The 13,162-nt window shown below is 69.8% G+C and carries 13 protein-coding genes and 1 tRNA gene; 8 read left to right on the top strand and 6 right to left on the bottom strand.

What is annotated here, in order from left to right; translation table 11 throughout:
- Positions 1 to 105: 105 nt before the first annotated feature.
- A complete protein-coding gene (locus tag C461_RS12315; protein WP_049906639.1) occupies positions 106 to 1,824 on the top strand; it encodes an HVO_2922 family protein in 1,719 nt (572 codons plus the stop codon).
- 37 nt (positions 1,825 to 1,861) lie between these two features.
- Here C461_RS12315 and C461_RS12310 read toward each other — a convergent pair whose 3' ends face one another.
- Positions 1,862 to 2,125 (bottom strand): glutaredoxin family protein, encoded by a 264-nt coding sequence (locus C461_RS12310; protein WP_008001701.1) that lies wholly within the window; start codon positions 2,123 to 2,125, stop codon positions 1,862 to 1,864.
- Between the two features lie 75 nt (positions 2,126 to 2,200).
- A complete protein-coding gene (locus C461_RS12305; RefSeq protein WP_008001699.1) occupies positions 2,201 to 3,382 on the bottom strand; it encodes a M50 family metallopeptidase in 1,182 nt (393 codons plus the stop codon).
- 165 nt (positions 3,383 to 3,547) lie between these two features.
- Here C461_RS12305 and C461_RS12300 point away from each other — a divergent pair, with 165 nt between their 5' ends.
- A complete protein-coding gene (locus C461_RS12300) occupies positions 3,548 to 3,973 on the top strand; it encodes a cupin domain-containing protein (protein ID WP_008001697.1) in 426 nt (141 codons plus the stop codon).
- An 83-nt stretch (positions 3,974 to 4,056) separates the two neighbouring features.
- Here C461_RS12300 and C461_RS12295 read toward each other — a convergent pair whose 3' ends face one another.
- On the bottom strand, positions 4,057 to 4,860 hold the full coding sequence (locus C461_RS12295) for a succinylglutamate desuccinylase/aspartoacylase domain-containing protein (protein WP_008001694.1): 804 nt from the start codon (positions 4,858 to 4,860) through the stop codon (positions 4,057 to 4,059).
- Between the two features lie 117 nt (positions 4,861 to 4,977).
- On the bottom strand, positions 4,978 to 5,496 hold the full coding sequence (locus C461_RS12290; RefSeq protein ID WP_008001692.1) for a DUF309 domain-containing protein: 519 nt from the start codon (positions 5,494 to 5,496) through the stop codon (positions 4,978 to 4,980).
- Between the two features lie 99 nt (positions 5,497 to 5,595).
- On the opposite strand from C461_RS12290, the gene C461_RS12285 reads away from it, so the two are divergent.
- The 3 genes from C461_RS12285 to C461_RS12275 all read left to right on the top strand — a co-directional run bounded on the left by C461_RS12285 (position 5,596) and on the right by C461_RS12275 (position 7,763).
- A complete protein-coding gene (locus tag C461_RS12285; protein WP_008001690.1) occupies positions 5,596 to 6,513 on the top strand; it encodes an EamA family transporter in 918 nt (305 codons plus the stop codon).
- A gap of 56 nt (positions 6,514 to 6,569) precedes the next feature.
- Positions 6,570 to 7,649 (top strand): PAS domain-containing sensor histidine kinase, encoded by a 1,080-nt coding sequence (locus tag C461_RS12280; RefSeq protein WP_008001688.1) that lies wholly within the window; start codon positions 6,570 to 6,572, stop codon positions 7,647 to 7,649.
- A gap of 30 nt (positions 7,650 to 7,679) precedes the next feature.
- Positions 7,680 to 7,763, top strand: a tRNA-Leu gene (locus tag C461_RS12275).
- A 398-nt stretch (positions 7,764 to 8,161) separates the two neighbouring features.
- On the opposite strand, the gene C461_RS12270 is transcribed toward C461_RS12275, so the two are convergent.
- Positions 8,162 to 8,611 carry a hypothetical protein gene (locus tag C461_RS12270; RefSeq protein WP_008001686.1) on the bottom strand — a complete coding sequence of 150 codons (450 nt, stop codon included), beginning with the start codon at positions 8,609 to 8,611 and terminating at the stop codon, positions 8,162 to 8,164.
- Positions 8,612 to 8,804: 193 nt separating this feature from the next.
- On the opposite strand from C461_RS12270, the gene C461_RS12265 reads away from it, so the two are divergent.
- Genes C461_RS12265 through C461_RS12255 form a run of 3 tightly spaced genes read left to right on the top strand, consistent with a single transcriptional unit; the run spans position 8,805 to position 11,725 of the window.
- Complete coding sequence (locus C461_RS12265; RefSeq protein WP_008001685.1) at positions 8,805 to 10,460, top strand: CTP synthase; 1,656 nt, start codon at positions 8,805 to 8,807, stop codon at positions 10,458 to 10,460.
- On the top strand, positions 10,461 to 11,378 hold the full coding sequence (gene guaA, locus C461_RS12260) for a glutamine-hydrolyzing GMP synthase (protein WP_008001682.1): 918 nt from the start codon (positions 10,461 to 10,463) through the stop codon (positions 11,376 to 11,378).
- On the top strand, positions 11,378 to 11,725 hold the full coding sequence (locus tag C461_RS12255; RefSeq protein ID WP_008001681.1) for a DUF7126 family protein: 348 nt from the start codon (positions 11,378 to 11,380) through the stop codon (positions 11,723 to 11,725). Before guaA ends, C461_RS12255 begins: the two co-directional genes overlap by 1 nt.
- A gap of 39 nt (positions 11,726 to 11,764) precedes the next feature.
- Here C461_RS12255 and C461_RS12250 read toward each other — a convergent pair whose 3' ends face one another.
- Positions 11,765 to 13,150 carry an MFS transporter gene (locus tag C461_RS12250; protein ID WP_008001678.1) on the bottom strand — a complete coding sequence of 462 codons (1,386 nt, stop codon included), beginning with the start codon at positions 13,148 to 13,150 and terminating at the stop codon, positions 11,765 to 11,767.
- Between the last annotated feature and the right edge of the window lie 12 nt (positions 13,151 to 13,162).

The raw sequence follows: 13,162 nt of genomic DNA, 5'->3' as shown, positions 1-13,162 counted from the left end.
TCGGTTCAACGGGTAAACGCTCGGGTCGCGGTAGCCCGCGTCCATCCGTCCGGCAGCATGTCAACCACCCACACATATAACTGATCAGACGTGGATCTCTCGCTCATGGCAACTGAACGTCAGGAGGACGCCAGCGGTGGATTGTACGAGCGGCGGATCGGGACGCCGCGGACCGGCAACGAGGTGAACGGCTACTGGCTGTTCGGGTTCGGCGTGTTGCTCGGGCTGCTCGGGGTCGTCGCGTTCCTGCTCACCGAGTCGGCGACGACGGGGCGCGGCATTGCGTACGCGCTCGCGGCCCTGGCGCCCCCGTTTATCATGCTCGGAGCGGTGATCCGCTTCCCGCTCCGGCGGCTCGGGACGGTCCTCGGCTATCTGGGCGCGGCGCTCAGCTTCCTCGCGGTGGTCTGGTTCGTGAGCATCTTTCCGGGCGGCTGGCCGACGGCCACCGGTGACACCGGGGTGATCGCGCTGTACGGGATCGGGCTGATCCTCGTCGGCCTCGCCGGAACCGTCGTGCCGCTGCTCTCGGACCCGGTGTACGAGGACTACGAGCGCATGCAGGCGGAGACGACCGAGACCGCCGCGGAGCGGGACGCGACGAGCGAGGAACTGACCGCGGTCCGCGAGGATCTCGACGCCGCGCGCGGCGAGTTGGCCGCCACCGAGGAGCGCGTCGCGGAACTGGAGGCCGAAGCGGAGGCGGCACAGGCCGAAGCGGAGGCGGCACAGGCCGACGCCGACACCGCCCGCGCCGAGGCGGCGACGCTTCGCGAGAGCAAAGCCCGCTTCGAGGTGTTCGAGGACGCGGGCGGTAAGCCTCGCTGGCGGCTGCGCCACCGCAACGGGAACGTCATCGCGACCGCCGGACAGGGATACAGCAGCCGCGGGAAGGCCCAGCAAGGGCTCCACAGCGTCCGACGGAACGCGCTCGGGGCCGGCCTGCTCCGGATCGACACGCCGGTCGCGGCCGCCGAGGCGATCGCCGCGGACGACGGTCCGGAACCCGCGGACGCGGCGGACCCGGAGGTGGCTATCCCGGCCGCCGACGGCGAGGTCGCGAGCGACGCGACGTTCGAACTGTTCGAGGATGCGGCCGAGGAGTGGCGCTGGCGACTCCGCCACGACAACGGGAACGTCATCGGCGACTCGGGAGAGGGGTACGCCTCGAAGTCCAACGCGAAGCGCGCGCTCTCTCGCGTCCGCGAGCACGCCGCCGCCGCGGACTATCTCCGCGTCGATCCCGCCGCGTTCGAGATGTACCGAGACAGGGGCGGCGAGTGGCGCTGGCGGCTCATCCACGAGAACGGAAACGTGCTGGGCGACTCGGGGCAGGGGTACTCCTCGCGGTCGAAGGCCCGGCAGGGACTCGACAGCGTGCGGTCGAACGTCGCGGCGGCCGGCGTCGAGGAACCGGGGGCCGACGGTGCGGAGGTCACCGGCGACGGTACCGGCGCCGCCGGTGCGGGCGCGACCTTCGAACTGTACGAGGACGCGGCCGGAGAGTACCGCTGGCGCCTGCGCCACCGCAACGGGAACATCGTCGCCGACTCCGGTGAGGGGTACGCCTCGAAGTCGGGTGCGGCGGACGCGATCGAGCGCGTCCGCGAGTACGCCCCCGACGCCGACGTGTTAGAGGTCGGCAACGCGGCCTTCGAGATCTACGAGGACGCGGCCGAGGAGTGGCGCTGGCGCCTGCGCCACCGCAACGGGAACATCGTCGCCGACTCCGGTGAGGGGTACGCTTCTCGGTCGAGCGCGGTCGAGGCGGTCACGAACGTGAAAGACGCCGCGCCCGGCGCGGACGACGAGACCGTCGAATAGGACCGAACGCGCCGGCGCACCTTTTATATTCAACTGCTCACGACGCCGCCAAGAGCTTCAGCCGCAGGTCGCGCTCGTCGATCTCGTATTTAAATGCCGGATGGCCGTCGACGAGGACGTACGGGACGCGCTCGCCGTACTCCTCGGCGAGCGCGGGGTCCTCGTCGACGTCGACCATGTCGAGATCGATCGCCACGCCGAGGTCGGCCGCGGTCTCCTCGATCGTCTCGCGGGCGACGACGCAGAGCGAACAGTCTTCGCGGGTGTACACCGTGACGGGGACCGCCTCGGTTTCGCTCATTACCGACAATCGGGGCGGCGGCGACGAATCGGTTTCGGTCAGCGTCGTTGTTCGGACCGGGACGCGCGCTCGCGCTCAGAACACGCCGCGGTCGCCGTCGAGCTGCTGTCGCCCGCTGATGACGGTCGGGGTGCCGCCGGTCTGGATGATGTTGAACGCGGTCATCAGGTCCGACCGCGAGATGATCCCGATCAGCTCGTCGCTCTCGTTGACGACCGGGAGGCGGCCGACGCCGTTCTCCTGCATCGTCTGGAGCGCGGTCATCGCGTCGACGTGGGGGCCGATCGCCACCACGTTGTCCGCCATCACCTCGCCAACGCGGTAGGCGTCCCGCTCGACGTCGCGCACCGACCGAGCGTCTTCGAGCGTCACCATCCCGACGAGGTCCTCGCCGTGCAGCACGGGGTAGCCGGTGTGCCGCTCCTCGAACATCCGCTGCATCAGCTCCGAGACGGAGGTGTCTTCGGTGACCGTGTGAAGCTCTTCGCGCGGCGTCATCACGTCACCGACGGTAACGCCCTGGAACGCGGCTTTCAGCGTCGTCTGCTGGGCCTCGCCGGAGGCGGCGATGTAGATGAAGAAGGCGAGCACGATGAGGAGCAACTGGAACGTGAACAGGCCGATGAGCCCCATCAGGAAGGCGAAGCCCTTCCCGATCGAGGCGGCCCGCTGGGTCGCCTGCGCGTGCGGCTGGTTCCGCGCCAAAAGCGCTCGGAGCACTCGCCCGCCGTCCATCGGGAACGCCGGGAGCATGTTGAACACCGCGAGTACGATGTTCAGGAGCGCGAGGTAGCCGAACACGAAGAGCACCGCGTCGGCGCCGATGGGCGCGACCGCGAAGACGACGTAGCAGACGAGGCCGACGGCGACGCTGACGAGCGGCCCGGCGATCGCGATCCAGAACTCGTGTTTCCAGTCCTCGGGGAACTCGGCGAAGCTGGCGAGCCCGCCGAGCAGCCACAGCGTGATCGATTCGATCTCGTAGCCGTACCGCATGGCGACGATCGAGTGGCCAAACTCGTGGAGGAGCACGCCGCCGAACAGGCCGAGCGCGGCCGCCAGCCCCAGCGCCCACGGGGTGAGTCCCGCTTCGATCGCGGTCGGGTCGATTCCGGCGCTGAGGCTCTGGTTCATCACTTCGGCGATCATCCCGATCTGTGAGCCGATGAGGTACGCGAAAAGCGGCAGTACGATCAGGAACGTCCAGTTGAGTCGGACCGGGATGTCGAGGACGGTCCCGATCTTGAGTCCACGCATATCCCCGAGTTGGGCGGGTGACTGGTTAAATACCCGGGCGACTCCGCGCGCCGTCGCCGGTGCCGCGCCGGACCGGTCATCTCGCTCCGTGCTCGCGTGTCTCGCTCCGTGCTCGCGTGTCTCGCTCCGCGATCGTTTATGCCGCTTCGCGTTCCACCGTCTCGTATGCGAGACACGACCATCGACTCCGAGGAAGGCGGCCCGACCGATTCCGGGGAAGCCGACGCCGCCGGTCCGGTGATCAAACGCGGCGCCGAGATCGATTACGAGCCGGTCGACGCCGCCGAGGGGCTCCGCAAGGGCGTGCTCCTCGACGCGTCGGACGGCGCGCCGCACTTCGCGATGCGCCGGTTCGAACTCGACGCCGGGGCCGAGGTCCCCCGGCACACGAACGCGGTCGAACACGAGCAGTACGTGCTCGCCGGCGAGTACGTCGTCGGGATCGGCGAGACGGAACACCGGGTGAGCGCGGGCGACGCGCTCCTCATCCCGGCGGGCGTCGAACACTGGTACCGGAACGACGGTGACGACCCCGGGGCGTTCATCTGCGCGGTGCCGAACGGGGACGACACGATCGAACTCGTCGAGTAGCGCGGACGCAGTGGCGTGCCGGGCGCGGCGTCGCGGCGAACGGAGCGAACGGGGCGACCCCGGCCCGCCCTCCTCGATCGTCTCTACTCGATCGTCCCGACCCGGTCGGCGACGTAGCCGAACTGGTCGCGGTAGCCGTACGGCGACAGCAACACGGGGTAAAACGGCTCTTCGGCGCGGATCTCGTCGCCGTCGGCGGCCGCGAACGGGTCGCCCGCCTCCACGCGCTCGAAGTTGCGCGCGAACACCTCGTACTCCTCAGCCTCCGGTTTCGGGATCCGGTCGCGGAGCCGGAACACCGCGACGTCGTCGCGCCCGCCCGCGTCGACCACGTCGTCGGCGCCGGGGGCCGGCAGCACGCCGGTCGCGGTCAGGAACGCTCGGGTCAGCCAGTAGGCGTTGTCGGCGGCGGCCTCGGAGCCCTGCAGCCCCGCCTCGACCTCGAGCGTGTGCGGGTGCTCGATGAGTCGCCCCTCGGTGAAGGCGTCCGTCTGGATGACGACCTCGACCGGGAGGTGGGGCGCGACCGCGCGAGCGACCTCGTCCATCGAGTCGATGACGGCGAACGGCTCGGCGTACGACTGCGTCGAGTGGATCGCGAGGGTGGTACACCCCTCGACCTCCTCCAGCAGGCGGGCGGCGAGTCGCGATTCGAGCGCGTCGGCCTCGGGATCGCCGGGGAACGCTCGGTTGAGGTCGGTGTCGAGGTAGCGAACCTCGGCGTCGAGCGCCGCTTCGTTGGCGATGATCAGCCGCACCGGTCGTTCGACGTCCGGCTCCGTGTCGAGGAGTCGGCGGACCGCACGGGCGCCGCAGGGCTCGTCGCCGTGGATCGCGGCGACGACCGCGACCTCGGGCTCGCCGTCGCCCAGTTCGTACACGTCCATACCCACCGCAAGCGGCCGGCTGATAAGTGGTGTTCGGATCGACCGCGCGACCGGTGACGGCCGCGACCGGTGACGACCGCGACCGGTGACGGCCGCGACCGCACCGGACCCGGCGTCTCAGTGTCCCTCGTCGATGCGCTCGGCGTACTCGTAGTCCGCTGGGTACGCCGTCGGCCGCGCGCCGTCGATGGTGATCCGCCACCCGTCGAGCTCGTCCGGGTCCTCGAGGGCGGCCCGCAGCGTCTCCCGAACGTCGTCGACGTCGACCCCGTAGAAGTCGCCGGGCACGCCGCGGAGGTACTGGAGCGCGGTCTCGAACAGCGACCGCATCCCGTCGTCGTTCTCGAAGTCGACGTGCTTGTACGCCCCCGCGGCGACCTGCACCATCCCGTGGAGGTAGGCGGACTCGACGGTCCCCGACCCGTAGTTGTACCACTCGTCTTCGAAACAGTCGTGCGACTCGTGGTAGTCGCCGGCGTTGAACAGCCGGACGCCGTGCTCGGTCGCCCGCCGGAGGGTCGCGTGCTCCCAGTAGCCGCCGGCCGCTCCGTTCTCCGCCGACCCGTCCGCCGCGTGCCACCCGGTCGGATTCCCGAGCGGCGGGGCGACGCCCGGGTCGCGGGTGTGCTCGTCCATGCGGCCCCGTCTCGCGCGCAGCGACCTAACGGTTTCGCGGCGGCGCGCGTTGCGGCCGGATCGAACGGTTCTTTCCCCGGCCGGGCGTCGACTCGGCCGATGGACGTGGGCCTCCCCTTCGCGATCGGCGCCGCGCTCGTCTGGGGCGTCTACATCTTCGTGCTGAAGCGCTCGTTCTCCGGCTATCCGCCGGCCGGGCTCACGGTGCTTATCAACGCCGCCGCGATCGCGTGGTTCCTCCCGGTGACCGTCGCGACCACCGACTTTGGCGGGCCGAGCCCCGTCGATGACCCCGCGGGTGCGCTCGCCGCCCTCGGTCAGTCGATCGCGGGCGTCGACCCCGCTGCCGTCGCCGTCGTCGCCGGGACCGCGGCGGCGACCGCGGCCGCGTTCGTGCTCTTCCTCCGCGCGATCGAGACGGGGGACGTCTCGTACGTGACGCCGATCAACAAGGTCGTCCCGATGTTCGTGCTCCCGCTCGAGGTGCTGTTGCTCGGCGAGGTGCTCGCCCCGATTCAGGTCGCCGGGGTTCTCGTCGCCACGGCGGCGGTGTACGTCGCGAACTACGAGCCCGGAAGCTTGCTCGCGCCGATCGCCGGCGCCGTCCGCTCCCGGCCCGCGCAGCTCGCGCTGGTGAGCGCGGCGTGTTACGCCCTCGCCGACCTCGGGAAGCGCGTGGCGCTCCAGGAGCTCGCGATCCCGGGGACGCTGTGGGTGCCCCTGCTGCTCGCCGCCGCCGGACTCGTGCTCCTCCCCGGGGCGATCCGAAACCCGCCCGCGGTGACCCGCCGCGACGCGCCGAAGTTCCTCGCCGCCGGGGCCGTGGTCGCGATCGGCGAGCACCTGACGACCGTCGCGTTCGCGGCGCTGCCCGCGAGCGTCGCCTCGCCGGTGATAAACACGCAGGCGATCGTCGCCGTCGTCCTCGGCGGTGTCGTCCTCGGCGAGCGCTACTTCCGGATCCGACTCTTGGCGGCCCTCCTCGCGGTTATCGGTGTGACGATGATCGCGCTGTGAGGCGGCCGTCGCGTTTCACCCACAACACACGTTACGTTGGGGCTCTGATCCCCGGTATGCAACGGGACGTGAACCAGGATCCCTGGTACGCCGAATCGATCGTCTCCGCGCTCGGCGACGGGGCGTACGTCCTCGACGCGGACCGGAATCGCGTGTTCGTCAACGATCGGCTCCGCGAGGTAACCGCGTTCGGCGACGACGTCCTCCACGGCAAACACCCGGAGCGGGTCGTCGCCGAGGGGTACTGGAGCGAGGAGATGGGCGACCGCTACCGCGCGGCGGTCGAGCGCGTGCTCGCGGGCGAATCGACCGACGAGCGGGTCCAACTGACGACGACCCTCGGCGACGGATCGACGGTGACGACGGAGACGCGGCTCACGCCGCTCACCGGCGACGAAAACGCGCCAGTCGCCGGCGGGGACGCGTCGAGCGGCGACGTGATCGGCGTCGTCGGCGTGATCCGCGACGTGACCGACCGAGTCGAGCGCGAGCGCGAACTGGAACGACTCAACCAGCGGCTCGAACGCCTCGCCGGCTTCCTGTCGCACGACCTCCGGAATCCCGTCTCGATCGCGCAGGGATACCTCGAACTGGCGCGAGAGACGGACGACATCGACCGTCTCGATCCCGCGGACGACGCGCTCGACCGGATCGAGTCGCTGATCGACGACGCGCTCGTGATGGCCCGGGATCCGGAGTCGATCGAGACCGACGCCGCCCCGGTCGACGTCGGTGACCTCGCGACCGACTGCTGGGAGTCCGGTGACTTCGGGGAACCGGCGGCCGACGCCCGCCTCGTCGTGGAAGGCGGGGCGACCGTCCGGGCCGACCCGTCTCTGCTGCGTCGGGCGATCGGAAACCTGATCGGCAACGCGGTCGAGCACGCGGGCGAGTCGCCCACCGTGCGCGTCGGAGTCGACGACGAGGGGATCTACGTCGGCGACGACGGGCCGGGGATCCCAGCGGACGAGCGCGAGGCGGTGGCCGGGTTCGGCGTTTCGAACGACGGCGGGACGGGAATCGGTCTCGCCATCGTCGAGCGCGCTGCGGCCGCCCACGGGTGGTCCCTCGAACTCGGCGAGTCACCGTCGGGTGGGGCCGAGGCACGGCTGGTCGGCGCCGAACCGACGGGATAAAGGGGTGTGCCGTGTAACGCTCGGTCGCGTGCGAGGGTAGCCAAGCCCGGAAACGGCGGCGGACTCAAGATCCGCTCCTGTAGAGGTCCGTGGGTTCAAATCCCTCCCCTCGCATCGCCGGGGTCCACCCCCCGTGATGCGGAAGAGGCTCGCTGGAGCGCTCTTCCCTCGCAAAACTCTCACAGACCGAACGCGACGAGCGGCGGCGCTTTATAAATGGGGCCGAGCGTGGCGATCGGTGTCGTCGATCGCTGTGTCACACCACTCGGTGCGGTGGCGCGTGCCGACGAGCGCCCGGAGGGTGCGAGTCGCACGCGCGAGGGAGGCGGCGGGCCGGCGCGGCTCCGCCCGCGCCGGGCCGTCCGCCGAGGCTGGGGAGGCGTGAGGCTGCGGTTGCGGTCTCGCATTTATAAGTGACCGGCTGGGGCTTCAGACGTGTCCACCGCCGCTCCGCCGGTCTCCACTTATAAGCGATCGACTGGGCCTGTGGAACCGTTCACCGTCGTCCGTCGTCACCTATGTATACGCGATCGACCCAGCGCGAGCCCGGCGAACGCGACGACGCCCAGTTGGACGCCGACGCCGACGGCGGACCCGACCGCCGAGACCGCGGTCACCGCGCCCTGCTGCGGCTCGACCCACAGCAGGATCGCGGCGGTCCCGACGAGGGAGACGACCGCGGCGACGACGCCGGCGGCCAGCGCCGTCGCGCCGACGTCGACCCCGTCGCCGCGCCGCCCGACCCCGTCGCCGCGCCGCCCGACCCGGTACGCGGCGCCGAGAAGGAGCCCGTACACGAGGACGAACGCGACGGCGCGCCCGCCGAGCGTGTACAGCGTGAGCGCTCGCGGGCTCGGGACGCCGACGGACGATTCGAGGACGACGGTCGGGACGCGACGCGTGAGGCTGATCGCGGCCGCGGCGACGGCGGCGACCGCGGGAGGGATCGGGGACCAGTTCACGACCCGATCACGGCCGGAATCCGTTGTGAGCGTTACGGTCCGTCGGATCGTCCGTGCCGGGTCGGACCGTTTCGACTCGCGTGCCGACCGCACACAGCCTCGCCGTTCGCGCCGCGATCGGCGATCTGACACGATCGTCCACCCGAAACGAAGGGTCCGAAACGGTTTTGCCGGCCCCTGACGGACGGTCGATATGCCAACGGATCCCGACACAGGGTACGACCCGTCGCTGGGTCGGAAGTTCGTGTTCGTCACCGGCGGCGTCATGTCCGGGCTGGGGAAGGGGATCCCCGCCGCCAGCACCGGGCGGCTCCTCGCGAACGCCGGCTTCGACGTCACCGCGGTGAAGGTGGACCCCTATCTCAACGTCGACGCCGGCACGATGAACCCGTACGAGCACGGCGAGGTGTACGTTCTCAAGGACGGCGGCGAGGTCGACCTCGACTTGGGCAACTACGAGCGCTTCCTCGGCACCGACATGACGTTCGATCACAACGTCACCACGGGGAAGACGTACCAGCACGTCATCGAGCGCGAGCGCGCCGGTGACTACCTCGGCAAGACCGTCCAGATCATCCCGCACGTCACCGACGACATCAAGCGACGCATCCGAGAGGCCGCCGAGGGGTCGGACGTGTGTCTGATCGAGATCGGCGGCACCGTCGGCGACATCGAGTCGATGCCCTTCTTGGAGGCGCTCCGGCAGTTCGCCAGCGAGGAAGACCCCGAAGACATCCTCTTTACGCACGTCACGCTCGTGCCGTACTCGAAGAACGGCGAGCAGAAGACGAAGCCGACCCAGCACTCGGTGAAGGAACTGCGGTCGATCGGGCTCCAGCCCGACATCCTCGTCGGGCGCTGTGCGGACAAACTCGACCCCGACGTGAAAGAGAAGATCGCGCTGTTCTGTGACGTGTCGACGGACGCCGTCTTCTCGAACCCCGACGTGGAGGACATCTACCACGTCCCGCTGATGGTCGAAGACGAGGGCCTCGACGAGTACGTGATGGAGCGGCTCGGAATCGCCGACGAGGCGCTCCCGAAGGCGGAGCGCTCGACCGAGTGGCGCGAACTCGTCACCCGCGACCGCGAGACGGAGATCGACGTCGCGCTCGTCGGCAAGTACGCCTTGGAGGACGCGTACATGTCGATCCACGAGGCGCTGAAACACGCCGGGATCCAGACGGAGACCGAAGTGAACGTGCTGTGGGTCGACGCCGACGAGACTCGTGACCACCACAAAGAGCGGCTCGCGAGCGCGGACGCCGTCGTCGTCCCCGGCGGGTTCGGCTCTCGGGGGACCGACGGGAAGATCGAGGCGATCCGCCACGCCCGCGAGAACGACGTGCCCTTCCTCGGGCTCTGTCTGGGCTTCCAGATGGCCGTCGTCGAGCACGCGCGCAACGTCCTCGGTCTCTCCGACGCCCACTCCGCCGAGCTCGATCCCGACACGCCGCACCCGGTCATCGATCTGCTCCCCGACCAGTACGAGACGGAGGACATGGGCGGGACGATGCGGCTCGGCGCTCACGTGACCGACATCGAGCCGGGCACGCTCGCGGCGTCGGTGTACGGCGCCGACTCCTGCACCGAGCGTCACCGTCACCGGTACGAGGTGAACCCCGAGTACATCGACCGGCTGGAGGCGGACGGGCTCCACTTTTCGGGGCGCGCCGGCAACCGGATGGAGATCCTCGAACGCGCCGATCACCCGTTCTTCTTCGGGACGCAGGCGCACCCCGAGTTCCGGTCGCGGCCGGACCGGGCGAGCCCCCCGTTCGTCGCGCTCGTCGAGGCGGCGCTGGAATCGACGGACACAACCGAGCGGAACGCGGACGTGAGGCTATAGATGGTCGAGACGGAGGCGTTCATCGACGAGGCGGTAACGGAGATCCGAGAGGCGATCGGCGACGCGAACGCGGTGATCGCCCTCTCGGGCGGTGTCGACTCCTCGGTCGCGGCGACGCTCGCGTACGAGGCGGTCGGCGACCAGCTCACCCCGGTGTACGTCGACACGGGGCTGATGCGGAAAGGCGAGACCGAGGAGATCCGCGAGACGTTCTCCTTTATGGAGTCGCTGCGGGTGATCGAGGCGCAAGACCGGTTCTTCGACCGGCTCGCGGGCGTCACCGACCCCGAGGAGAAGCGCCACGTCATCGGCGAGGGGTTCATCGACGAGTTCGAGACCGTCGCCCGCGACGTCGGTGCCGACTACCTCGTGCAGGGGACGATCTACCCCGACCGCATCGAGTCGGAGGGGAACATCAAGTCGCACCACAACGTCGGCGGACTCCCCGACGTCGTCGACTTCGAGGGAATCGTCGAGCCGGTGCGTGACCTGTACAAAGACGAGGTCCGCGAGGTCGCCCGCGAACTCGGCTTGGAGGAGGTCATCTCCGAGCGGATGCCGTTCCCCGGCCCCGGACTCGCCGTCCGGATCGTCGGCGAGGTCACGCCCGAGAAGGCCGCCGTCGCCCGCGAGGCGACCCACGTCGTCGAGGAGGAACTCGAAGAGTACGACCCGTGGCAGGCGTTCGCCGCCGTGCTCGGGAAGGCGACCGGCGTGAAAGGCGACAACCGCGTGCACGGCTGGGTCGTCGCCGTCCGCTCGGTCGAGAGCCGCGACGGGATGACCGCGCGCGCCCAGGAGATCGACTGGAGCACGCTCCAGCGGATCCAGAGCCGGATCACCGGCGAGAACGAGACGGTCGCGCGCGTCGTCTACGACGTGACTCACAAGCCGCCCGCGACGATCGAGTACGAGTGATGGCGGACCAGCCCATCGCCGTCGTCGCCGGCCCCGACGAGCGCGGGCTCGGCGAGGAACTCGCTGCGCTCGGCGTCGAGATCCGCCGGATCGACGGGCTCGTCACCGCGGAGACGCTGACGGAAGCGGGTATCGAGGCGGCCGACTACTTCGTCCTGACCGACGTCGACGAGGCGACCGGGATCCCGATCGCAAAGGAGCTGAACCCCGACGTGTTCGCGGTGACGTACGCCGAGCGATCGCTGCCGGAGTTCGTCGCCGGCGTCTCCGACCTCGCGATCGATCCGGACCTGATGGACCCCGCGATGGTCGCCGCGGAGCTATATCACGGACCGATCGACGAGTAACGGTACCGAATTCGCGGCGGTCGCCCCCGCGGAACCGAGCTATTTACCGCTCTCACTGGTACTGTTCATCCCGCCACTGCTCTCACCGTCACTGCTCTCGCCGTCACTGCTCTTCTCGCCACTGCTCTCACCGTCACCGCTCGTGTCGACGCGCCGCCGCTGGCGGACGGACAGCCACACCGCACAGCAGAAGGCCGCCGCGACGGCCGCCGTCGTGAGCGAGAACGCGATCCGGTAACCGGCCTCGGTGTAGACGACGGTTCCGGAGACCACGTCACCGGTTCGATACCCGTCGAGGACGACGCCCATCATGGTCGGGAGGACGGCGCCCCCGACGAATCCCGCTCCGTTCACGGTCGCCGTGGCGACGCCGCTCGCCTCGGCCGGGTACCGTTCTTTGATTATCGGGAGCGCGAGCATGACGAATCCGAGGCTGAACCCGACGAGGAAGAACACGCCGGCGACCGCGGCGAGCGGCGGATCTCCGAGGGCGGGCACGACCGCGAGCACGAGCGTGAACAGCCCGAGCCCCGCGATCAGCGGTCCGTGACGACGACCGATCCGGTCGGAGACGCGCCCCATCGCGGGCGCACCGATCAGCATGCCGACCGCCCCCGCGAGCGTGAAGTACGAGGCCGTCGTCACGTCGAGCCCGTACACGACGACGAGGTACGGCACGCCCCAGAGCCCGATCACGGTGAGGATCGTCCCCATCGCCGAGAAGAAGACGACCGACAGCAGCCACTGGTCGAGGTCGCCGAGCAGCGTTCGGAGGTGTGCGCCGGTCTCGCGAAGGCTCGCCGTGCGCTGCTTCGGGACGTTCTCGATCGGATCGAGTCCCGCGTCGCTCGGCGAGCGACGAACGAGCGCGAACACCGCGATCGCCGCCGCCAAACCGACCACGGCGAGCGCGCGCACGGTCGGCCGCCATCCGATCTGCTCGATCGCGACCGCTAACGGGACCGTCGCGAGGATCGCGCCGAGTCCGGCGATCCCGGTCGTCACGCCCGTCATCGTCGCGAACTCGTCGACGCGGAACCAGTTCGCGCAAAAGCGGAGGGTGGCGATGAAAATCACGCCGCTGCCGAGCCCGATCACCGCCCGCGAGAGGAACGCCGTGAGGTAGCTATCGCTGAGCGTGAACGCGACTGCACCCGCGCTGAGGACGACTGCCCCCGCCGCCCCGACGTACCGCGCGCCGTATCGGTCGGCGACGACGCCGGTCGGGATCTGCACGACCGCGTAGATGAAAAAGAAGGAGGCGTGGAGCGTCCCGAGCTGTGACGCCGAGATCGCGAACGCGTCGACCAGTTCTTCGGACAGCACCGCCGTCGAGAGCCGGTGGACGTTGACGAGAAGGAAAACGACCGCCAGCGACCCCCACCCGAGCCAGCGGCGCTTCGTGGGGTCGGTGAGCGCGCTCATGCGCGATGATCC

Origin of the sequence: Halorubrum aidingense JCM 13560, from assembly GCF_000336995.1 — an archaeon.
In the GTDB taxonomy this organism is placed as follows: Archaea; Halobacteriota; Halobacteria; order Halobacteriales; family Haloferacaceae; genus Halorubrum; species Halorubrum aidingense.
The sequence above is the reverse complement of the archived record's forward strand: the minus strand, read 5'-3'. Positions and strand labels throughout refer to the sequence as shown.